Origin of the sequence: Saccharopolyspora sp. ID03-671, from assembly GCF_045278815.1 — a bacterium.
Taxonomy (GTDB): Bacteria; Actinomycetota; Actinomycetes; order Mycobacteriales; family Pseudonocardiaceae; genus Saccharopolyspora; species Saccharopolyspora ipomoeae.
This window is the reverse complement of record NZ_CP134054.1, coordinates 5,707,258-5,728,578: the sequence shown is the minus strand read 5'-3', so window position 1 is coordinate 5,728,578 and position 21,321 is coordinate 5,707,258. Positions and strand designations below refer to the sequence as shown.

Below are 21,321 nucleotides of genomic sequence, written 5' to 3'. Positions count from 1 at the left end.
CATTCGGAACGAGTGAAGGGAGCCCCTTCACCTGGGCCGGCTCAGCCCTCGAGCGCTGCGGCGGTGCGCAACTCCGGCTCCGGTGTCACCGGGAAGAAAGGGCTCAGCCGGTCCTGATTCGCATCCAGCCAGTCGCGCAGTGGCTGGCCGTGCTGCATCTCGAACGAGTCGATGACGACGAACAAGCGCCGTCGTGACTGGTCGGCCAGTCTCGTGAGGAACTCAGCGCCCTGCTGCCCACAACAGGGATCGCTGAACACCGCGAACTCCGTCGAACGCCGGCGGGAAAGCGCCGACAGGACACCGCCCTCCCGGGAGTTCGTCCACGTCAGCCAATACAGCGCGGCGTCCTGCAGCTGGGCGGACCTCGCGAGCATCAGCTGGTCGCAATGCCTCCACCGCACCACCGCCCGCGGATCACGAGCAGTGGCGTGCGGCAACAACTCGGGCTGGGCCAGCTCCCATCGCCCGAGATAGCTGCTGACCGTGTTCAGCGTGAGCCGCACTCCGTGCACTCGCTCGACCAGATCGGCCACGGCCTGCCGCGTCCAGAGCAGCTGCGGATGACCGGTCGCGTCGGGAAAGCGGTCGGTCAGGTACTCGATGATCTGCGTCTGCACCTCCTCGTTCAGCACCCGGTGCATCCCAGCTCGACGACCACGTCGCCTCGGTCGGAACGACTCCTCTCCGCGGTCTTGGTATGCGCGCACCCAGCGATTGACGGCGGGCCGGGACACCCCGAACACCCGTGGCACCTCGACCTGTGTCGCACCTGAGTCCACTGCTGCCACGACCCGGCGGCGCAGATCCTCCAGAGCCTCAGCGGAAATCTTGCGGGCGTCCCTCACGTTCATTTCCGTCTCCACAGGTATGAGCCATGAAAACCCCTATGCACGAGCACTTCTCAGGAAATCTTAACGGAATCTTGCGCCATTTCTCATGTATTCGGTGTTACCTCGATATTCCAGCCGTCGACAGCGGAATCGCAACGAACCCTAGGCCTCGACGTGTTTCATCGATGTCGGTCGCCGGTAAAAACCGTCTTCGCAACCCCTTTCCCGATTGCGGCGAAGCAGGGAAACCATTCGGAGCACAGGACTGAATCGGAAAAACAAATGACATCGACCCGGCGGTCGAGCGTGCGACAACAGCGGCCGTCACCAGCACGTTCTGCGACCGCAGCGGTTCTTCTGGGTGTGACGAATTTGCTCGGCCGATCGCGGGTCGTTCGTCGTCCTTCTGCGGACAGTGCTCGCACGCCGGTTCGTGGCTGCTCCGCATCAATGAGCGGGTTTAGCACGGGCGTCACACTTCGGACACCGGCCGAGGATGACGGGGTTGTTTAAATGGGTTCGAACAGGACCTATTTTCCGGGGCCACCGAGCCCGGCAGGAGGAACAGTCGATGACAGGCACCGGAGGCCGTTTCACCGCCGACGACATCGCGCATCGGGAGCACCCCGTGATCCCGGAGCAACCCGAACCCGGCGAGGAGGCCGACCTGTCCGAACTCATCGAGCTGCTGTCCACCGATCTGGAGGACGCGATCGAAGCGACGCTCGACCAACGCTCAGCTGAGCCGGCACGTCGGTTCGCCAGACGAGTCGCCGAGACCGACCTCCTCGTAGCCCTCGGCGAGCCGGATCCGGACGAGGCCGTGGAAACTCTCGGCAGCACGGTGCTGTTCGTGCTGGTGGTCAGCCGGTTGACCGGAGCACTGCTCGCCTCGCCAGGCGACGGTCTGGCCGGCGCGGCAGTGGCTGCAGTGAGCGAGCACATCGGAACCGAGTCCGCCGAACTAGCCTATGAGGCGATCGGTTTGCTGGACGGTCCAGAACCTCGGGAGCGCGGGATCGAGCTGAGCGAGCAGGTGCTGCTGTCGCTCCTCCTGCTGGCCGCGGGGTTCGCGCTGCGCGACTGCCAGAACAGCCCTGAACTCCCCGGCTCCCACGAGCCGTGCTGGCACGACGAGGACAGCACCGTGAGCTGACGTCAGGAGGCCGCAACAGCCACCAGAACCACCGCGCGAGCATTCCGGGCATGAGCACCGAACGTCACAAACCCGTCACTCGGCAAATACGCATCTGACATTCACCTTCTCCAGTGTGTTCCTCGTGCGGTTGACGAAGTTCACGGATCTGTCCCTGCGAATCGTCCTGCGGCTCGCTCAAGGAGATGGCATCAGGCGCATCACCGCCAGAGAAGTGGCCATGGCGGTGGGTGCGCCGCATACCCATGTCGCGAAGGCCGTCAGCAAGCTGCAGCACCTGGATGTCGTGGACGCGCGCCGCGGACGCGGCGGTGGCCTCACGCTCACTCCGCTGGGCAAGCAGGCGTCGGTGGGCTGGATCGTTCGTGAGCTCGAGGGTTCCGGCGACGTGGTCGGCTGCGTTGACGACCCGCCGTGCCCGCTGTTGCGTGGTTGCGCACTACGTGGGGCGCTGCGGGTGGCGCAGGAGGCGTTCTACGCATCGCTGGATCCGCTCACGGTTCGTGACCTGGTGGCAGGACGCGAAACGTGGCTCGGGCAACTTCGAGAACGCTCGTATTCAGACGCAGGCTGAGCCGGTTCTACGCGCACTCGAGGAATTCACAATGGAGGTCGGGGATGACACCAGGCACAACAGCTTCCGAACAGACCATGAAGCCCTCTCGGGCGGCACTAGCCTTCCCAACTGTTTCTGGCCGTGCTGCGGAGACTACGGATCTGAGTGGCCGGGCTGCGCCCTCGTCCACAGCGATCCGCACGTGGATGCAAACCTACCGAGGCAGCACCGAGGCTCGCTGAGCCTGGATCCGCTCACGGGCACGGTGTCGCCTGCGGCTGATCAGTCGACGCACCTGTCCTCGGTCAATCCCGAGCCAATTGCTGACCTTCGGGGTTCGCGGATTCCCGGATTCCCTAGAGAGATTCCTGCAACTCCGCGAACTCCGGCGGCCAGGCCCTGATGAAGAGATCCACCGCCCGCCCGAGCTGCATGCGCAGTCGCTGTCGGAAATCAGTCAGTTGCGATCGGTCGTACGGCTGTGTGCTCAGTTCGAAGAAGAGCAGTCCGCGACCAGTCACGGCCAGCAGCGCGTGGACGGGACCGGAATCCGTCATCGGCTGCGTGCACACCCAAGCGACTGCCAGCCGCTGCACCCCCGCTGAAGGTTCGGGCAGTTCGCCCGGCTTGATCGGCGGAAGTGACTTGGTGGTCAGTCCCCAGCGCACGAGGTACTGGTCGATGGTGGCCGGGCCGAGGCTGGTGCCGAACTGGTCGCGGATCAGCTCCGCGACCGCCCGTCGCGTCCACAGCAGGTACGGCAAGCCCGCGCGCTCCGGAGGGCCGGCGGAGATCGCCTGCACCACCCACCCCTGCTGCGACGGGAGCAACGCCATCCGTGACCCGGCGCGCCTGCCCTTCTTCCGGACGGCGAATGCCTGCTCGCCGTTCGAGCGGTACTCGCGTACCCAGTTGCCGACGGATTTGCGGGAGATCCCGTGGTTCTGGGCGACGCGGCTCATCGACAGGCCGGCTTCGACCTCGGCGACGACCTGCCGTCGCAACTTCTGCAACGCGTCCGCGGACAGGCTTCGGGCGCCGCCGTGCAACCGGTTCTCGCATTCCACTCGTAGCTCCCTTCTGGGAATTTTCGCTTCGTTCTCGCGCCCCGCCCGGCGATGCCGCGCACGCGACCTGCCCGCAGCGGCCGGCACTGCGCCGACCGCCGCCGCGCGGACCGGTCGGCGCAGTGGCCTCAGCCGATGGTCTGACCGATCCACTCGCGGTAGGCGGTGGCATCGGTGTAGATCGACGGGGCAGTGCCGCAGACGGGGACCACGCTGCCGAGCCGGCTCGTGACCCCGGTCAAGCGCCAGTCGCCGGGAGAACCTTCCAGCTGCGGGCCGCCCGAGTCACCGAAGCAGGCGTTGTCGAGCAGGAGTTCCTGACTGCCGGTGCAGATCTCGGTCGGGCCGTCGACACCGCCCAGCGTGCATCCCGCATCGGCCGCGACTTGCGTTCCGATCTGCTGCAACTGCTCGGGCGGCTGTCCGCAACCCCGCAGCGGGCAGGTCAGACCCCAGCCGATGATCCTGGACGACGGGGTGCCGGTGGCACCGGAGCTGTCGGCGACCCGGATCGGCGTCTGCGAGGTCGCTCGATCCAGCTTGAGCAACGCGATGTCGCCGTTCGGGCCGTTCGTGGCGTAGTCCGGGTGCACGACAATCTGGGACACACCGCGCTCGGCCCCGCCCCGGGTGTGGTCCGGGCTTCCGATGCGGAGCCCGAGATCGGCCGGGCTCGCCTCCTGCACGCAATGTGCGGCGGTGAGCACCCACTGGTCGGCGACGAGCGAGCCGCCGCAGCTGTGTTGGCTCTGCCGCTGCAGCGATGCCATCCAGGGGTACTGCTCGGTGGCGCTGTGACCGCCCGTGACCAGCGTTCCCGGACTGCTGTTGATCAGCTCTCCCGATGCGCCGGCCACCGCCGGTGCGACACCGTGGCCCAGCAGCGCGGCCGTCAAGACGGCCAGCAGTGCGGAGGTTCTTCTCATGGGACTCCTCTCCCGCCGCGTCCTCCAGGAAGCGGGCACGTTCGCCGTGCGCTGGAGGACGGAGCGGTTCACTGGGGTGTTGGAAACGAGATCCGTTAGTGCTGAGAGGCGCGTGATGTCCTCAGACCGCGTGGACGTTGCCTTGCTCGTCGATGTGGACGTTCACCGTTGCCAGCGGTGCTTTCGCCGGGCCTGCGACGGGAGCTCCGCTGGCAGGGTCGAACTCGGCGCCGTGGCACGGGCACTGGAGTTTCGCCTCATCGGCGTTGACGGTGCAGCCCTTGTGGGTGCAGGTCGAGTCGAAGGCCTTGACGGTGCCGGGTTCCGGCTGCGAGACCAGCACCGGTTTGCCGTCGGGTCCCGGAACGGAAACCACGCCACCCACCGGAACCTGCGACACGGTGGTGAGCGTGAACATCTGCCCGGCTTGTGCCGGCTGTTCCGGAGCGGCCGCGGGCTCGGCGTCATCGGCGCACGACGTCAGCGCCCACGCTCCCGCCACGGCTCCGGTGCCTGCGATCAGCGTGCGGCGGCCCACGTGAATTCCGGTTTCGTGCTCCACGATGTGTTCCCTCCTCATCGGATTACTTCGTTTCCGGCGAACCGGACTGCGGCGGCGTCGGTCCACACCGACCGCGCCCCCGACTCGCCGATCCGCACCACCTGCACCGTCGACCCGGCGCTGACCACGATCGCGCCGGTGATCAACACGACGGCCACGAGCCGCCTCGGCATTCCTGCGACTCCGGTTCCGCCTCGCACGCGAAGCCCCCACACGTGGACGGCCACCGACCACAGGGCCAGTCCGGCGACCCAGGGCAGCAGCCCCTCAGCGAGTTCGGCATGGGTCGCGGTCTGCGCGGAGACCTGAACTTCCTCGATCAGCGATTCACCGGAGCTCTCAGCGATCGGCACGCTGATCGCCGCTGATAACGCCAGTCCCGGCGTGATCCAGCCCAATCGCTCGCGAGCCGCCGGCCAGATCACTGAAACGAGCACGGTGAACGCGGCCGCAGGTACGAGCACGACGACGAGGTGAACCACGAGCGGGTGCAGCGGAATCCCATCGATCCCAGCGGGAAGCATGCTCTTCTCCTTTCAACACACCACAGTGGACTGAGCGTTCATCACCGCGGGTCCGGCATCTCCAGGGACGGCACGGTGGGCCGGGTGGGCACGAGAGCGCCCACCCCGTCGGTGATGTCACCGATCACCGTCCCCACCGGGCACAGCACGGGCGCCTTCTCCAGAGCTGGTCCGCACTCGGCTGGTGGTTCGGGATGTGGCGCGGTCGGTGGGGCCGGCTGGGTCGGTACTTCCGGTGGGACGGGCTCGGGAGCCGGGGCCGGCGCAGCGGGATCGGCTCCGGGCCCTGGGTTGCTGTCGAATCCGGCGGACTCCGCCACCAGGTCGACTCCGGCGCCGTCCCGCACCGGATGAACACCGGTTTCGTACCTCCGGATCCATCCGATCACGATGTCCACGTAGGTGTTCGAATGGTTGTAGCGCAGCAGAGCTCCGCGCAGTCCGTCCATCGTGGACATTTCGGTGCCGTTCGCGCACAGGTACCGCCCTGCCGACAGCGTCGCGTCGAAGACGTTCTGCACGTCCGCCCGCCCATCAGCCGATCCGTCGACGCCCCAACCCGCCCAGGTCGATGCGATGAACTGCATCGGGCCCGCCGCGCGGTCCCACCCACCACCGTTGCGGATGGCGGCGTTGCCGCTGGTCCCGTTGAGCGGAGGCCCGTAGATGGGCGTGCGCATCGTGCCGTCGAGCGTCACGTCTCCGTTGCGCGCGTGGTGCGACTCGACCCGTCCGATCCCGGCCAGCACCGGCCACGTGAGCCCGCAGCGAGTGTCGGTGACAGCCTGGACGGCGGCGGCACGTTCGTACGCGCTCAGCACGGTCGCCGGAATCCCCAACGCTCCTTCCCGAACCGGTGCGGGCGAGGGCGGTCCGGCCGGCAGAGGCGGTGGTGGATCGAGGAACAGCGGCGTTCCCCCGTCCACGGCCGCACGCACCGGTGGTGCCGTGCCGGCGCCGGGTCGGGAAGCCGTTTCCGTCCCCGGCACCATCCCGTCCACCGCGGCCAGCGCGAACAGCCCCGCCAACAACGCCGTGGCGGTGCGGGCCCGCGTGCGGTGCTCGGCGCGATCGAGCAGGAACCCGGTGGCCACGTCACTCACCTCCCACGGCGGTCGCGCGTCGCCGCCGGAGGGTGTTGATCGCCCCGTCGACCAGCACGAACAGCACGAGGCTCGCCCCCAAGACCGGCAGCGCCCACGTCAGCACGACCACCGCGAGCAGAACGAGGACCAGCCAGGGCCGGGAGAGCTGTCTCCACACCGGCGGCGGCAGTGAGGCCCACCGTCCGCGATACGGGTTGTGCACCCACCACATCCGGTAGCCGAGTGCCACCAGGGCGAACAGCCCAACGGCCAGCACCGCGAGCACGATCTGGTTGGCGAGCCCGAACAGCGTTCCGGTGTGGAACTCGACGGCGACCGCCGAGAACTTGGCTCCGAACGAGTAGTCCTCCCAGCCGGTCTTCTCGACCACCCGGCCGGTGGCGGCCTCGATCACGAGGCTGTCCCGCTGCAGCGGCAGTCCCGGCGAGCGCTCGACGACCGCGTAGCCGCCACTGGCGTGCGGTGGTCGCACGATCAGCTCGCCCCGCAGTCCCTGGGCCGCGGCGATCTCGAGGGCCCGGTCCACTCCGATGTCCGCGGCAACGGCCTCAGCGTCAGTTCCGGTCGCCGCGCTCTGCGTCGTCAGTGCGGGCTCCGAGCTCGCGGGCAGCGGTAATCCCGGGATCTCAGGCACAACTCCCGGCAGGAGGTCGGACAGGTCGGGCAACGGCAGTCCGGGAATCAGCGGGAGCAGCGGCTCTGACGGAGGCGGCGGTTCCGGCGCTGGCTGCGGCGGCGGGACCGGGCTCGGCTCCGGTTCCGGTGGTGCCGGCTGCTCATGGGGCGGCGGCTTTCCGGGATCGCTGGGCGGCGTCTCCGGCGAGCTCGCCCCCTCCCCTGGCACGCTCGGCTCCCACGACTTCCCGCCCGACGGATCTGGTTCGGTGGTCCGGGGTGGGGCCGCGGCCGGGGGCGCCGCGGGAACCTCCAGCGGCGGAGGAGGCGGTACCGGGAGCGCACCGGGCAGCTGCGGCCTGGGAGGCGAGCCGGTCGCGGGCAGCGCCGCGATGCTCGGGGCGCCCATCGACACCGGATCGGTGCGCTGGTCGGCGCGCCCACCCGCGTGTTCGGACATCACGAGCCCGGACACCGACAGCGCGAGCACACCGAGGGTGAGCCACACGCCGAGCGGACCGTGCCATGCCCGCAGTCGCCACCACGGTTCCCGCGCCCCCCGCGCACCGACCGGGAGCAGGAGTTCCCGCCAGCTCGGCCGGTTGCGCCTGCGCGGTTGTGCGAGCCACAAGACCAGCCCGCCGACCGTGATCACCGGAAGCCAGCTCGCGGCCAGTTCCGCGTAGACCCGGCCCGGTTCACCGAGCCGCAGGTTGCTGTGCAGTTCCCGCAGCCACACGTTCGCGGGCAACCTGTCTCCGAGGGTCGTGAGCTCCCCGTTGATGAAGTTCGTGAACGGGTCCACGAACACGGTCCGCCCCTCCTCCGGGCCTGTTAGGTCCGGCACCGACAGCACCACGCGCGTCGTTCGGCCGGGCTCCGGTGGGGTGATCACCTCGCGGACGGTGCCCTCCGGGTGCGCGGTGAGCGCCGCCTGGACCTGCTCGGACACCGGTCGCGGGGTGCTGATCGGGGCGTTGGCGTACAACTGCCGGTGGTAGAGGTTGTCGTGGATCTGCGGGCTGAAGACGTAGATCAGCCCCGTCACGCACAGCACCAGCACGAACGGTGCGACCACGATTCCCGCCAGGAAGTGCACCCGGCGGGCCACCAGGCGCAGCTCGGTCATCGGGCCGGCGGTCGGGCGGCGCTTCGCCGGAATGGGAGGGCGATCGGTTTCCGCCATGGACACGGCAGGCTCCTTCCAAGGAGGCCGGGCGCCCGTCGGGCGGGGCGCCCGGCCTGGTCTCAGTGCACGTCGAGCGGCTGGGCGACCGTCTGCGCGCCACCGTCGGGGGTGCGCACGTTGAGCACGACCGCCCACTTGCCCGGTTCGGGCAGCGACGCCACGCCGACCGCGTGCCCGGGGCCGCCGCCGGAGCGCAGCGCGAGCGGAGCCGAGGCCCCCTTCTCCCTGGCGAGCAGGCCGGCGACGCGGACCGCGTCGGTCGGGCGACCGGCCTCGTCGAGGACGGTGATGTGGGTGTCGAGCCGGATCCGGCCGTCCTCCTCGGCGGGTACCAGCGCCAGGTCGATCGAGCCCTGGCCACCGGGTTTGCCGGTGTCGTAGGCCAGCCGGAACGGGCCGGGCTGCTGCCGGATCGATGCGGGCGTGGGGCTGTCGGTCCGCGCGTGGGCGGTGTCCGGTGCTTGCGCGAGCACGAGCGCCGAGGTCGCGCCGACGAGGACCGTCGCGACTCCGATCCCGACGCAGGCCACGGTGCGCAACCTCCCGGGCTCGGCCGGTCCCCGTTCCACGGATTCGACGGCGAGAGCGCGCTGCCGTCGCAACCGGACGCGGAGCACGACGCTGACGACCACCAGCAGCACGGCGAGCACCACCAAGCCGATCGCCAGCCAGGCCGGTTCGCCATCTCGCACTGCCTGCCGCACGTGATATCCGCCGGTTCCCACGAGCACTGCGGAACAGCCCGCCAGCACCGGGATCAGCCGCAGGACAACGGATTTCTGTTCCCGGTGGCTGCTGCGCGCCACGCGGCCGAGCAGCAGCACGCTCGTGATCCCGACCGCCGCTGCGGTGAGCGTCGCGGTGTCGATGGCGGCCTCCATCGGCACCGGGGTGCCGATCGCCCGGGTGCGGGCCAGCGGCCACGTCGCTGCCAGCGCCGCTCCGCCGCCGAGCGCGGCGACCCCGCGCATCAACCGCGCGCGCCGCGTCTCCGCCGGGGAGGCCTCCAGCAGCCATCGCAGTCCGGCCAGCACCGGTACCAGCAGCGCCAGCCTGCCCAGCATCCCGTGCCCGGTCGGAGATTCCACAGCCGCCCAGAAGAGGGCGGGGTCGAATGCGTCGCCGAGTGGAACCCACGCCGCGTACGGGCCAAAAGTCACCAGCGTGCCGATCGTTGCCAGCGCAGTGCCGATGCCGGACCAGATCAGCACCCTGCGCACCGATCTCGACCTCGCGGCGCCGGGCTGGAGAGCGGCGACGAACACCGCCGCGCCGATCAGCAGCGACATGGCTCCCAGTGCGGCGATGCGTGCCGCGACGTGCGCACCGGTCACCCACGGATCGTGTTCCGCCGCGATCTCGGGAACACCCACCGGAGTCGACGGCATCACGACGTCGAAGGTGAACGCGCCCGCGACCTGTTCGAGCTGGTCGGACGGCAACGCCCACGCGACCGTGTAAGTCCCGCCGTAGCGGACCGGCGGCATCGCGACCGCCACCGTGTCGTCATGTCCGGCCGGGTTGTAGGGGCGAGTGAACACGACCTGGTCACCGGGCGGGCTGATGATGCGTACCGTCGCCAGCCCGGCGGGCACGGGCCGGTCGAATCTCAGCAGCACCTCGTCCGGTGATTTCACGTTCTCCGAGTTGCCCGGCGAGGTCGAGCGCAGCACCGGATTGCCCTGCGGCGCGGGCATCGTGGCCAGCAACGCCCCCCAGCACACCGCGACGAACAGCACGGCGGCCAGGACGCGCCGCAACATCGGTGGGCGCGGGACGTCCCGTCGTTCAGGTCGTTGTCGGGTCAGCATCGCTGTCATCGCGAGGTCACCTCCGAGACGGTGGCGCTGTCGGCGCCGCCGTCGTGCTCGTGTGCTGGTGCGGTTTCGTCGTCGAACACGGCGAAGAGGTCGTCGGGATCGCCGCGCTCTCGCCGCCTGGCCCGCAGCGCCAGGGACCCGACCGCCGCGAGCAGCGCTACCGAGAGGGCGGTCGCGAGCCCGAGGAGCTTCCAGCGCGACGACGTGTCGGTCTGCGGGACAGCGGGGTCTCCGGCCAGAACGCGTTCGGTGGGAGGGGATGCCGATGCGATCGCCTGCGGGTCCGGTGCCGGTGATGCCTGCGCCGGAGGTGGAACCGAGGCGGCCTCTGCCCGGTCAGCGGACGGGGGCATCGGCCCAGCACCGATTTCCGGGACGGCCGGTGCCGTCAATTCCGGCGCTTGCGGTGTCGGGTCGCCGATCGTGATCGTCGGGGCACCGGTGGCCGCTGCGGACCACCGCAGGACCCGTCCGTCCGAGAACGTCTGCGTCGCGGCGAACACCAGCGAGGTGTTCCCCGGCAGCGGAGCCATCGTGAGCGGAAAGTCCTGGTGGCTGCCCGGCCGCACCCTCCCGCCGCTGTAGGTGATGATGTCGGTGACGACCGAGGTTTCCCGGTCATCGACGCGCACCGGCCGGTCCGCTCGGCGGTCCCGCCGGGTCACCGTCCAGCCGGGGACCGGCGTCACGTCGACCAGCAGTGCCGGGTCGCGCGGGAAATGCAGCTCGAACCGGGTGGTGACGGCGTCGGCGTCCTCGTTGGCCACCCGGACCGCGATGCTGCGGGTGCCGCCTTCTGCGATCGCGTCGGGCACCAGCGACACGCTGGCCGATGCCTGCGTCGGCGCCAGCACCGCGACATCGACGGCGATCACACCTGCCACCACCAGGTACAGGGCGGTTTTCGGACAGCACGGCATGACTGTCTCCCGGAAAGCGTTGGAAGGAGGGCGTTCACAGCCAGGAGGCGTCTTGGAGCGACCGCCCGGGGCCGGGCGGGAACCCGGCCCCGGGGGCTCACTCGGCCCGGATCACTTGCCGGTGCCGATCGGGTCGCGCTGCTGTGGAGTCAGCATCTCGGCCCACTTGCCCGTGTTCTGCTGGGCCCAGCCGTTGTAGACCAGCGGAATCGGGAGGACACCCTGACCGCCCATGCCGGACGCGCCGGTGATGGTGCCGTCGACCTTGGTGTCGGGGGTGGCGTCGAGCGTCTTGGTGCCCACGACGGCCGCATCTGCGATGTTGCCGTCCATGTTCGGATCGACGTCGATGATCTGCATGACGTTGGCGAACTTGTTGGACACGTAGGCGTAGTAGCCGCCGCCCTTCTTGGCACCGAAGTTGATGCCGTGGCAGCCCGCCGAACACGGCAGGTCCTTGACGACCTTGTCCGTCTTCGGGTCCACCACCGAGACCGTCTGCGAGAGCACGTTCGCCGCCACGAGGGCCTTGTCGTCCGGGCTCACCGGCAACTGGATCGACAGACCGCCGAAGGGCTTGCCCTCAGCCGGTCCGGCGATCGGGCTGTAGTTCTCCCACAGGTCGATCGTCTTGCTGTGCACCAGCTTCCCGTTGTCGGCGCACGCGTTCTCCTTCAGGGAGACGCACGTGATCGACTGACCGGTGAAGTCCGCCGTGTAGGCCTTGCTCGCGTCGGACGTCATGCTGGTCGCGATCGGGAACTGCCCGGTCTTCTCCGTCTTGACCGCCCCGGAGTCGAGATCGATGATCGAGGCGTTGTCGGTCATGACGTTGGGCGTGATCGCGGTCTTGCCGTCGTAGGACAACCAGTGCGCGTGCGGGTGGCGGATCTCCCCGGAGGGACTGACGTTGATGCGCTTGGTGACAGGGCCACCGCCCGGAGCGACCTCGACGATCTCGTTGCCCGCGTTGAGGCCGACGATCAGCTGGTCGGTACCCGGCTTGGTCATGATGTGCGCCGGGTTGTGGCCGACCTGGGTGTTGACGATGTGCTTGCCGGTCTCCCGGTCGAAGGCGTTGATCTCATCGTCGAACCACTCGGACTGGTAGAGGAACTTGTAGTCCTTGTCGGTCCACATGTTGTGCGGGTTGTTCATGTTGATGCCGGGAGCGCCGATCTTGCGCTCGATGTTCCAGTTCTCGGCGTTGATCCGCGTGGCGGAGCCGACCTTGTCCTTCTCCCCGAATTCCTCCATCTCGGTGTCGAGCCAGACCTCGCCGACACCGGGAACGGGCGGAGCCTTGTCACCCGGGTTGAGCGTCTTGGGGTACTTGAACTTCGAGTCGAAGTAAGCGTCCAAGATCGGGATCAGGATCGGGTTGCCCGCCTCGTCGTACTGCAGGATTGGGGCAGGCGCCTGGGTCGGGTTCCAGCTGACCGGGTTCTTCGGGTCGAACTTCTGCCAGTTGTTCGGGTTGGTGATGTTGAAGAACGCGTTCACCAACCGGTTGACGATGTCGGAGTGGGACGGCACGTTGAGCTCGCGCGAGTTGATCTGAGAGCGCTTGCCGAAGTCCAGTCCGATCGTCAACGGGTCGTCCACCACGACCGCACCCAGCATGTACGGCGACACCATGTCGGCGAACGCGTACAGGCCCGGCTCGGTCAGCTGGATCTGCTTCTCACCGAAGAACGCTCCCTTGGCGTCCATGAACGGAAAGCCCTGCGCGCCCTCAGGGGCGATCAGGCCCATGGGGTTGCGCAGACCCTCCGACTCCTTCGGGTCCACCACGAACTTCACCGTCACGGGCGGGCCCTTGACCGCGAACTTCTGCAACTCGTTGAGCGCGCCCTGCAGATCCACCCCGACCGGCAACTGGTTCAGGTTGATCGGCGCGTCGACCGGCAGTCCGGCCACCTGCTGGGTGAAGGAGCCCAGCAACCGCTCGGCCTTCAGAGCAGACGGCCGGGCCTGCGGGTTCGAGACCCCGATCTCCTTGACCGTCTTCAGGGTGCTGTCCAGGTTGAGCATCTGGGCCAAGTTCTGACCCGTCTGCCCCAATGCCGGGATCTGCTGGCCGGCACCCTTCACGAGGCCGGTCAGCCCCTCAGCCTGATCCATGTTGGTCAGCGACGTGGCTTTCTGCGGCGAGACCAACCCGGCCAGGCCCGGCAGGCCCGGCAGCGCACCATCAGGCACGCTGGGGATGATCGAACCGTCGGCGGCCGACGTGCCCACCCGAGGCAGCTCGGCGACGGCCAGCGACTGACCGCCGAAGAGGTTCAGGCCGGAGTCGAACCACTTCCCGTTGTCATCCTTGATGTGGAAGGTCACCGGCAGCGGACCTGCGCCGACCGGCTGCTGAGCAGCCGCCGGCACCGCGGCCATCGTTCCGGCGCTGGCGGTGGCGACCACCACCGCTGCGGCCGCTTTCAGGCGGCCACGCCATTTTCGGGCTCCCGGAGGAGATTCTGCGGACATGTGATCCCTCTCTGATCCGTGCGATGCGAAGATCGCCGGTTCGGCGGTGCCGGGACGGAGCTCGTTCGGTCCCGACACCCCGGCGGTCCGACACTTCTTCCGGAGGAACGACCGCACCTCTCCGAATCCTCGGTTCGGAAACCCGGGCAGCCCTGCGCCACACGGGTATCGTCAATTCGTTTCCGGATCGGCGGGTCATGCTCGACATCAATCGAACGAAAAAAAGTTAAGCACGCCGCCGATCCCAGCGGAACGATCAACCCGTAAATCGAATGTAAAACGACCCTCACCGGAAAACCAGAACTTCGGTGATCAGAAGAGAAGACAATGCATCACGTGACGCGTGAAAGAAATTGAATCCAGCTTCAGAGAAATAGTTCCCACGCGCAGAACGGCGCATACCAGCTGGTCACAGTTGTGCACACCGGAGATCAAGGATCCGGCGAGACCACGTCACCATGATCACGTCCTGAGGTGAACCCATTGATCGGGCGCGCTCGCGCGAGCCTCGAGGAAATGACGCGAAGAGATCGAGAGAGCGCGGAAAACACGATTCGAGGTCGCCTGAACCCCAATTCAGGCGACCTCGCGATTTGTTTTCCCTACCCTCGTCCACCCCGGTAACGCGTCCAGCTCCCGACCGCGATGGCTAACAGCACCGCGACAGCGAAAAAGAGCCACAGCGGCCTCTCGTCCGCAACGGAGTCCGCACGACTCGCAGCCAGCTCGGTGCGCGCGGCCGACATCTCCGGCTCTCCGGATCCGGGCTCCAGATCCCCGACGACGCGACGTCCCGCCGCCCACGGCCACTCCTGCGGCGCAGGTTGAGCACGTGGCACGGTGCCGGCCCCCATCTCATCGGCAGCCAGAGGTTTCGGGGTCTGCGAGGCCGGCGCAGCCGGAGGCGGAGGCGGTTCCGCCGGTTGGGGCGGCATGGGCGGGGGGCCGTGCGGGAGACGTGGCAAGTCGGGAAGTTCCACGTGCGTCACGATTCCGCACACCGGGCTCAACGTCGCGTGCACCACCGGGGTTAAGACGCCCAAGACCGTTCGTGCGGCGGGGATTTCTGCCAGACGCGCGATCGCGGCGTCCGCGATGCGTCCCCCTGACAGGTACCCCTCGCCGATCCTCCCCATCAAGATCGGCGGCGCAGCGATCCACTCCGCCCGGAACGCCTCGGCCACCCCGGGCAGGCCGACGACTCCCTGCACCGCCGCCGCGACCGGCTCGACCAACGCCTGCGGGAGCACCATGACCTCGGTACCAGCGGCGCCCTCGACGACCGCCGCGCAGGTCGGGAGGACGACAGCGGGTTCAGCCGCCTCGGCCGCGGGCGTGGCGGAGAAGGCCACGAGCACGAGCGCGCCGGACATCAGTCGACGGCGGAGTCCCATGCCTTCCCCTCCCCTCCTGCTCAAGGCGCTTTCTTCGCCTGTTCTCAGCAAATCCACATGCGCCGGTGCGAGCCTGGGAGCTCAGCGCGGACGAGCAATGGTGGCACGTCCCCCGGGCGGTGCCCAGATCACAACGACAGCGATCATCGACGCGTGTTTCGCGCTCGTTTCCTCACCCGAGACGTCCCCCTGACCAGCCATTTTCTCGACAAATCGGCGATTGTGGACGAGGTTCCGGACGGACCACGGCGAACGCGGTCTCCGGCAAATAGTTCACAACCCGGCGCTCCCCGCCGCTGACCCCGGCTCGCCGGGTGGAACCTATTTCTCGCGCGCCAGGCCCGGCGGTGGCGGCGAAACCCGTCGTGAAAACACTCCGTCTCGCTGCACGGCGCGGTTTCTCACCCGATCGCAACGCCACGCGCGACCGGTCGTCACATCGTCCCGTTATGGATGAGCGCTTCGGCTCCCGGCGCGGGCCAGATCGCTGCACGCCGCGGATCGCCGCCACTTGGTGAACGCTGGAACACCTCGCGCGACGTGTGTCCCCGGCGTTTCACACCCGTCATCGTCGCATGAATTCATGTTGGCAATGTGATTTCCGGGCAGGTGAAACCGGCCGCCCCATCAACATTCCGGACCCGAACGCCACGCAGAATTGTGACAACCGAAACGATCATCCACATCGGACCGGAAGGCACGACAACGACGCCTTTTGCGGAAACGCCCGTCAATTCACCCATCGCGAAGCGTGGAACCATTTTCGCCGCACACCCGCTTTCACTCAGGAACGACCTCGCACGCCGTCACTCGCCCGCGAGGCCGCTGAACTGCGGGAACACCTGGCACGCGCGTATTTCGGACAGGTGAACGCGAAGCGCAAAGGAAGGCCACGAGACGCCGAACGCTGCTGGTCAGAACGTTGTCTCCGTGTCACGATGACCTGGCCGGCCATTCCGACACCACTCATTCGCGCGGCGTCATCGACGCCGATCCGCGCGCCAACCGTGGCGGCATTCGAATCCGGGAAACCGCGAATCATTCCGCACCACCCACAGGTCGTGCGCGGAACGCGGTATCTCACTGAGGAGGCATTGATGACGACGGGCGCCCTGTCCAGAACCGAGGTGGAGCTCAAGGTCCAGCTCGACCGCAAAGACGTCCTCGCCGCCGGTGTCGTGCGGCTGACCTTGCGCCATCCCGATGGCGGCATCGTGCCGGAATGGGAACCCGGCGCCCACATCGAGCTCGTGCTGCGCGACGACCTGGTGCGCCAGTACTCGCTGTGCGGTGACCCCGCCGACCGCTCGATGCTGCAGGTCGCGGTGCTGCGTGAACCGGACGGCCGAGGCGGGTCCGACTACGTCCACCGCGAACTCGCCGAGGGCGACCTGCTGCGGATTCGCGGCCCCCGCAACCACTTCCCGCTGGTGAGGGCCAAGAAGTACCTGTTCCTGGCCGGCGGCATCGGTATCACGCCGATCTTGCCGATGATCGACGCCGTCGACCGGGCGGGGACCGACTGGCGACTCGCCTACGGCGGAAGGTCCCGCGACACGATGGCATTCGCCGATGAGCTCGTCGCCCGCTACGGATCGAGGGTCAGCCTGAGCCCGCAGGACGAGACCGGCCGTCTCGACCTCGACGCCCTGCTCCGGGGAATGTGCCGCAGAACCGCGGTCTACTGCTGTGGCCCGGAGTCTCTGCTCGCGGACGTGGAGAACCGCTTCTCGTCGCGAACCCGCGCCACGCTGCACCTCGAGCGGTTCACAGCCAAGAAGGTCGATGCGCCGACCAGTGGTTTCGAGGTCGAGCTCGCGCGTTCGCGACTCACGCTCAACGTGCCCGAAGACCGCTCAATTCTCGAGGTCGCCGAGAACGCGGGTGTGCCGGTGCTGTCGTCATGCCAGGAGGGCATCTGCGGCACCTGCGAAACTCCCGTGCTCGAGGGCATCCCGGACCATCGCGACTCGCTGCTCACCGAAACCGAACGCGCAGCGAACCAGACGATGATGATCTGCGTTTCGCGCACGTGCGGGGAACGACTCGTGCTCGACCTGTAGCCGGATCACCTGCTGAGCCCCCACGCCGCCCGTCTGGCGTGGGGGCTCAGCGTTTTTCGGGCATCTTCACAGCTCACGCACAGGAAACCGGACGATGAATCAGTACCGTGGAAAAGGCCTGGAGTGCGGACCGGGCTTTCACGGGATCCGGTGGACACGCCCGCGGACAGCGTGTCCGCCGGATCCTGTTAACCGCATCGCCACATCGGCGAACGGATTCTCTAGGACCTCGTTTCCGCAGCTCGGGCACATACCGCCACCTCTGGCGCAACGCCGACCGCCCGGAGTCTCCGAACATCAGGTGATGGCAAATGTGTGCCACCCGACTCCACCTTGCCCGACGACGTCACTGGCCTCAGGCCTGTGCTTTTTCCGCAGCAACGCGCATAATGCGGGATGCTGACGGGAGACACTTTTCTCTGATTCAGGTGACAGCGCATCACATCGATCAGCCACCGCATTTGACTCGGAGCTGACGGACAATTTACAGCGTAGCCGTTCAGCCGAGAGCAACCGATCGGGTAATTTCACCGGCACCGGGTTTTCGCCAGTGCGCAGCGACCGGGAAGCGGTCCGCGACCCGCAGCCAACCCTAGTCATCGTCCACAGTGCTCACACAAGAGCGCCAGAAACGACGTTATCTCGCCAAGGGCCATCGTCGGCGAGTCCCCGAACGACGAGTAGCTGGGATGTATCGAATGACCAATGCTGAAGGCCTGAAGATGATGACACGGGACGCTCGCAAACTCTCCCCCGAAGCGCTGGAGGAGATACGTCGTCGCGCCGTCGCCGCGGTCGAGTCGGGGGCATCGCAATCCGACGTCGCGCGCCTGCTCGGCGTGTCCCGCAAGACCGTCGGCGCGTGGGTGCGCGCCTTCCGGCGCAGCGGCGAGGACTCGTTCAGAGCGAGAACGCGGGGACGACGTCCAGGCGAGCAGCTCGCGTTGTCGACGCGGCAGCAGGAGTGGACGATCCGCGCCATCACCCGGGGCACGCCGGATTCACACGGCCTCCGAGCTCAGCTGTGGAGCAGACAGGCGGTTTCCGACCTCGTCCACCGCGAGTTCCAAGTGCTTCTCAGTCCCGCGACTGTCGGTCAGTACCTCGCGCGCTGGGGTCTGATCGACGAAGCGCTCCTCAAGGACATGATGCGCACACGCATAGCCACGGTGTTGCCCCAGTGGCGAGCGACGAACGCTGAGCCCCAGTGGTGGGTCCCAGAAGGCAAGGTCGCGTGGATCATCTGGATCAGGCCGCACACACCACCTCCCGGTCACAGCGCACACAAGCGCAATCTCATGAACGGCTTTCGCAATCACTTCGGCGACGTCAACGTTCTGCAAGCCATCTCGCACCGGGGCGTCGTGCTGTTCCACGCACAGCTCGGGCCGTTCGACGCACATCAGGCTGGCCGGTTCATGATCCGGCTGGGGCACCAGCTCAACGCCCCGCTCAACGCGATCGTCTGCCACTGGCCGACCGAACATAGCGCGATCCTGAAGGAGTGGTCGGCGCCGCACGAACACCGAATCGCCCTGCACCCGAGCACGGGCTGATGACACCTCGCCAAGGTCCGGGGAAAGCATCGCCTCAACGACAGCCCAAGTGAGAAGGACATTTTAGAAGTGTTTCTGTCGTAAGTCTCTGCGCCGGACAGGCATCACGTCGGCGGGTGTTTCGTGCCCACAGAGCATCCGCTCCGCTAGAGCAGCGTGAGCTGGCGTTCCCGGTCCCGGTCCGCGTCAGACTGCGGTGGATCATGCTGCTGGATCCGGAAATTCCGCTGCCGTTGCGGTGGCGCCAGGCCATGCCGACGCTTCGCCTGCTCCACCAGATCAACGACCTGTCTCTGGTAGGACTTCGGTGTGTAGGCGCCGTTGCGGTACAGGCGTTCATAGAGCGGCAGCAGGTCCGACCGCCGAGTGCTCAGCCACCGGTGGAACCACTCGCGTGCGCCAGAGCGCAGGTGCAGCACGATCGGCGACACACTCACCGCGCCCGCCTCCGCGACCGCGGCCACCGTCGCGTCGATCTGCTCAGGTGAATCGCTGAGCCCGGGCAGGATCGGCGCCATCATGACCGAACACCCGACACCCACCTTCGCGAACCGGCGCACCACATCCAGCCGCCGTAGCGGCGACGGTGTTCCCGGCTCCACCTCCCGCCACAGCACCTCGTCGACCGACCCCACTGAGACCGCCACCGACACCGGCGCCACCTCGGCGGCCTGGGCGATAAGCTCCAGGTCCCGAAGGATCAGCGTGCCCTTGGTCAAGATCGAGAACGGGTTCGCCCGATCCCGCAACGCAGCGATGATCTCCGGCATCAACCCGTACCGCCCCTCCGCCCGCTGATAGGGGTCGGTGTTGGTGCCCATCGCGATCGGCTCGCCCACCCAGCGCGGACTCGCCAACTCCTTGCGCAACAGTGCCGGAGCGTTGACCTTCACCACGATCTTGCTGTCGAAGTCGCGCCCCGAATCCAGGTCCAAGTACGTGTGCGTTGCGCGCGCATAGCAATAAATACAGGAATGGGTACAGCCCCTGTACGGATTGACCGTCCACCCGAACGGCATCCGAGACTCCCCCTGCACCCGGTTGATGATCGACTTCGCCTCGATCTCGATCGCGAAGGCGTCTTCAGTCCCGGCCTCGATCGGCACCGGCTCCGGCAACCGCAGTCCGGCCCGACCGCTCCCACGCACGGGCTCCGGCAGACCGAGCGGCAACTCACCCACCCGGCCGGCATCAACCCGCTGCTCTTCCCAACGCATAACCCGATTCGAACACAATTTCGATCCGCTGTCGAGTTGGTTAAGCCATCCGGTCGACACCGCCTCGAGATCGCTGCCGCCCAGCGCCGGCAGGACCGTCACGCCGCCCCGCCCGATCGACCGGCGGACAAAAGCCAGCGAGCTCCAGTAGATAGCGCTCAATGAGTGCTATGCTAGTTAGCGCTCATCTAGCACTCAAGGGGGATCGTGGGTAACAAGAAGGAGTCGAACGCCATCAAGCTGCGTCGCGCCGAGCTGAACCTCACCCAACAGGAGGCCGCACGACGCGCCGATGTCTCTGTGGCGACCTGGCGACGCTTTGAAAGCACGGCGGGTGACGCTAGCGCTCTGGACGGGTTTCGATCCGACAATCTGCAAGGATTCGCCCGAGCACTAAAACTCACCGTCGCGAGGCTGCGGCGTCTGCGCGACACCGAATCTACGGACGGACAAGCGACCAACGAAGCAGACGGACCAACCTTCGTTGACCGGCAAACCGTCGACATTGTGCGACTCTTCAACAGTTCGTTCACTGGAGACCCGCTAACCCCTGCCGATGCCATGTCACTGGCCAGCACCGTCGACTTCTCCGATTTCGCACCGACTGTCGATGGCAGGCTTCACCTGGACAATTCGTTCAGCTTCGAGTTCGCGGCATTCCTCAAGGGCGAAGCCACTATCCGCGATGTCCACTTGCTGAGCGATCTGCCTGAACTCGCGCTCACCCAGGTCAGCAACCACTGGTTTGTCCGCATGGGCGAGCGCATTATGCGGATCGGCCGCGAACTCAACAAAGGCCGTGTACCCAAGCCACAATGCCTCGCCGACGATTACGCACTATGGCTGGTCATCCTGAACTCCGAGCCACCTCAGCTCAGCGACGTATTCGAGATCTTTCCGGGACTACGTAGCGCTGACGATGTGTTCGGCTATGACCCCGATATCGAAGATCCTGGCGACGACCGAGCGACACGGGAAGAGTGGATGGACCGCATGGCAGGAAACCTCCTGCGCTCCTACGACAGCCACGACTACCGGCGGTACGACCTGGAGATCATGGAAGTCTTCGGACAAGGCATCTACGACCCGGCCGACCATCGCCATCCATTGCGCTGGTTCGACCGAGACGACCTGCGGGAGCGGTGCGAGTCGGAACTGGCCTTCGTCAGACTGCCCCAGAAAGAAAAGGACGAACGCACCGCCGAAGCACTCAACCGGGCAGCAGAATCGCTATCCCCAACCGACGAGACACACTAGCGATCTATTCAGCGACACATTCTTGGCTCACCAGACCAAGAACCATCCTCGTCGCTGCGCACCTCGATCTGGGTGC

General features: G+C 67.2%; 17 protein-coding genes. 5 read left to right on the top strand and 12 right to left on the bottom strand.

All coding sequences use genetic code 11. The annotated features are described in order from the left end of the window. Positions 1-41 precede the first annotated feature (41 nt). Positions 42-854, bottom strand: coding sequence for a helix-turn-helix domain-containing protein (locus REH65_RS26475; protein WP_406689568.1), 813 nt, complete (start codon positions 852-854; stop codon positions 42-44). A gap of 550 nt (positions 855-1,404) precedes the next feature. On the opposite strand from REH65_RS26475, the gene REH65_RS26470 reads away from it, so the two are divergent. Further along, positions 1,405-1,989 carry a hypothetical protein gene (locus tag REH65_RS26470; RefSeq protein ID WP_406689567.1) on the top strand — a complete coding sequence of 195 codons (585 nt, stop codon included), beginning with the start codon at positions 1,405-1,407 and terminating at the stop codon, positions 1,987-1,989. 115 nt (positions 1,990-2,104) lie between these two features. Then, positions 2,105-2,563, top strand: a complete 459-nt coding sequence (locus REH65_RS26465) for an RrF2 family transcriptional regulator (RefSeq protein WP_406689566.1) — start codon at positions 2,105-2,107, stop codon at positions 2,561-2,563. Positions 2,564-2,901: 338 nt separating this feature from the next. Here the strand turns inward: REH65_RS26465 and REH65_RS26460 are convergent, their stop codons facing one another. The 10 genes from REH65_RS26460 to REH65_RS26415 form a co-directional block, all read right to left on the bottom strand. Then, on the bottom strand, positions 2,902-3,612 hold the full coding sequence (locus REH65_RS26460) for a transposase (protein ID WP_406689565.1): 711 nt from the start codon (positions 3,610-3,612) through the stop codon (positions 2,902-2,904). A gap of 128 nt (positions 3,613-3,740) precedes the next feature. Continuing rightward, complete coding sequence (locus REH65_RS26455; RefSeq protein WP_406689564.1) at positions 3,741-4,538, bottom strand: S1 family peptidase; 798 nt, start codon at positions 4,536-4,538, stop codon at positions 3,741-3,743. 121 nt (positions 4,539-4,659) lie between these two features. Further along, the gene (locus REH65_RS26450; protein WP_132678378.1) at positions 4,660-5,100 is read right to left on the bottom strand and encodes a Rieske (2Fe-2S) protein; all 441 of its coding nucleotides are present in this window, start codon (positions 5,098-5,100) and stop codon (positions 4,660-4,662) included. Positions 5,101-5,114: 14 nt separating this feature from the next. After that, a complete protein-coding gene (locus REH65_RS26445; protein ID WP_406689563.1) occupies positions 5,115-5,624 on the bottom strand; it encodes a DUF2231 domain-containing protein in 510 nt (169 codons plus the stop codon). Between the two features lie 41 nt (positions 5,625-5,665). After that, entirely contained in the window at positions 5,666-6,718 is a 1,053-nt protein-coding gene (locus tag REH65_RS26440; RefSeq protein WP_406689562.1) for a lytic transglycosylase domain-containing protein, read from the bottom strand. A gap of 1 nt (position 6,719) precedes the next feature. Beyond that, positions 6,720-8,531 (bottom strand): PepSY-associated TM helix domain-containing protein, encoded by a 1,812-nt coding sequence (locus tag REH65_RS26435; RefSeq protein WP_406693249.1) that lies wholly within the window; start codon positions 8,529-8,531, stop codon positions 6,720-6,722. A gap of 62 nt (positions 8,532-8,593) precedes the next feature. Next, positions 8,594-10,354, bottom strand: a complete 1,761-nt coding sequence (locus tag REH65_RS26430) for a copper resistance protein CopC (protein ID WP_406689561.1) — start codon at positions 10,352-10,354, stop codon at positions 8,594-8,596. After that, positions 10,351-11,229 (bottom strand): DUF1775 domain-containing protein, encoded by an 879-nt coding sequence (locus REH65_RS26425; RefSeq protein ID WP_406689560.1) that lies wholly within the window; start codon positions 11,227-11,229, stop codon positions 10,351-10,353. Before REH65_RS26425 ends, REH65_RS26430 begins: the two co-directional genes overlap by 4 nt. A gap of 156 nt (positions 11,230-11,385) precedes the next feature. After that, positions 11,386-13,695: a YncE family protein gene (locus tag REH65_RS26420; protein ID WP_406689559.1), complete on the bottom strand. Its 2,310-nt coding sequence runs from the start codon at positions 13,693-13,695 to the stop codon at positions 11,386-11,388. Positions 13,696-14,360: 665 nt separating this feature from the next. After that, positions 14,361-15,152, bottom strand: coding sequence for a hypothetical protein (locus REH65_RS26415; RefSeq protein WP_406689558.1), 792 nt, complete (start codon positions 15,150-15,152; stop codon positions 14,361-14,363). 1,097 nt (positions 15,153-16,249) lie between these two features. Here REH65_RS26415 and REH65_RS26410 point away from each other — a divergent pair. Further along, positions 16,250-17,215, top strand: coding sequence for a PDR/VanB family oxidoreductase (locus REH65_RS26410; protein ID WP_132678405.1), 966 nt, complete (start codon positions 16,250-16,252; stop codon positions 17,213-17,215). Positions 17,216-17,913: 698 nt separating this feature from the next. Continuing rightward, on the top strand, positions 17,914-18,771 hold the full coding sequence (locus tag REH65_RS26405; protein ID WP_406689557.1) for a helix-turn-helix domain-containing protein: 858 nt from the start codon (positions 17,914-17,916) through the stop codon (positions 18,769-18,771). A gap of 146 nt (positions 18,772-18,917) precedes the next feature. Here REH65_RS26405 and REH65_RS26400 read toward each other — a convergent pair whose 3' ends face one another. Then, positions 18,918-20,150 carry an Rv2578c family radical SAM protein gene (locus tag REH65_RS26400; protein WP_406689556.1) on the bottom strand — a complete coding sequence of 411 codons (1,233 nt, stop codon included), beginning with the start codon at positions 20,148-20,150 and terminating at the stop codon, positions 18,918-18,920. 45 nt (positions 20,151-20,195) lie between these two features. Between REH65_RS26400 and REH65_RS26395 the strand changes: the two genes are divergently transcribed. After that, positions 20,196-21,245 carry a helix-turn-helix domain-containing protein gene (locus REH65_RS26395; protein WP_406689555.1) on the top strand — a complete coding sequence of 350 codons (1,050 nt, stop codon included), beginning with the start codon at positions 20,196-20,198 and terminating at the stop codon, positions 21,243-21,245. The last annotated feature ends 76 nt before the right edge of the window (positions 21,246-21,321 follow it).

Bases quoted from the DNA above. Each gene is read 5' to 3' on its own strand.
- REH65_RS26475 (WP_406689568.1), bottom strand. From the start codon at position 854: ATGAACGTGAGGGACGCCCGCAAGATTTCCGCTGAGGCTCTGGAGGAT.
- REH65_RS26470 (WP_406689567.1), top strand. From the start codon at position 1,405: ATGACAGGCACCGGAGGCCGTTTCACCGCCGACGACATCGCGCATCGG.
- REH65_RS26455 (WP_406689564.1), bottom strand. From the start codon at position 4,538: ATGAGAAGAACCTCCGCACTGCTGGCCGTCTTGACGGCCGCGCTGCTG.
- REH65_RS26445 (WP_406689563.1), bottom strand. From the start codon at position 5,624: ATGCTTCCCGCTGGGATCGATGGGATTCCGCTGCACCCGCTCGTGGTT.
- REH65_RS26435 (WP_406693249.1), bottom strand. From the start codon at position 8,531: ATGGCGGAAACCGATCGCCCTCCCATTCCGGCGAAGCGCCGCCCGACC.
- REH65_RS26430 (WP_406689561.1), bottom strand. From the start codon at position 10,354: ATGACAGCGATGCTGACCCGACAACGACCTGAACGACGGGACGTCCCG.
- REH65_RS26415 (WP_406689558.1), bottom strand. From the start codon at position 15,152: ATGGGACTCCGCCGTCGACTGATGTCCGGCGCGCTCGTGCTCGTGGCC.
- REH65_RS26410 (WP_132678405.1), top strand. From the start codon at position 16,250: ATGACGACGGGCGCCCTGTCCAGAACCGAGGTGGAGCTCAAGGTCCAG.
- REH65_RS26405 (WP_406689557.1), top strand. From the start codon at position 17,914: ATGACCAATGCTGAAGGCCTGAAGATGATGACACGGGACGCTCGCAAA.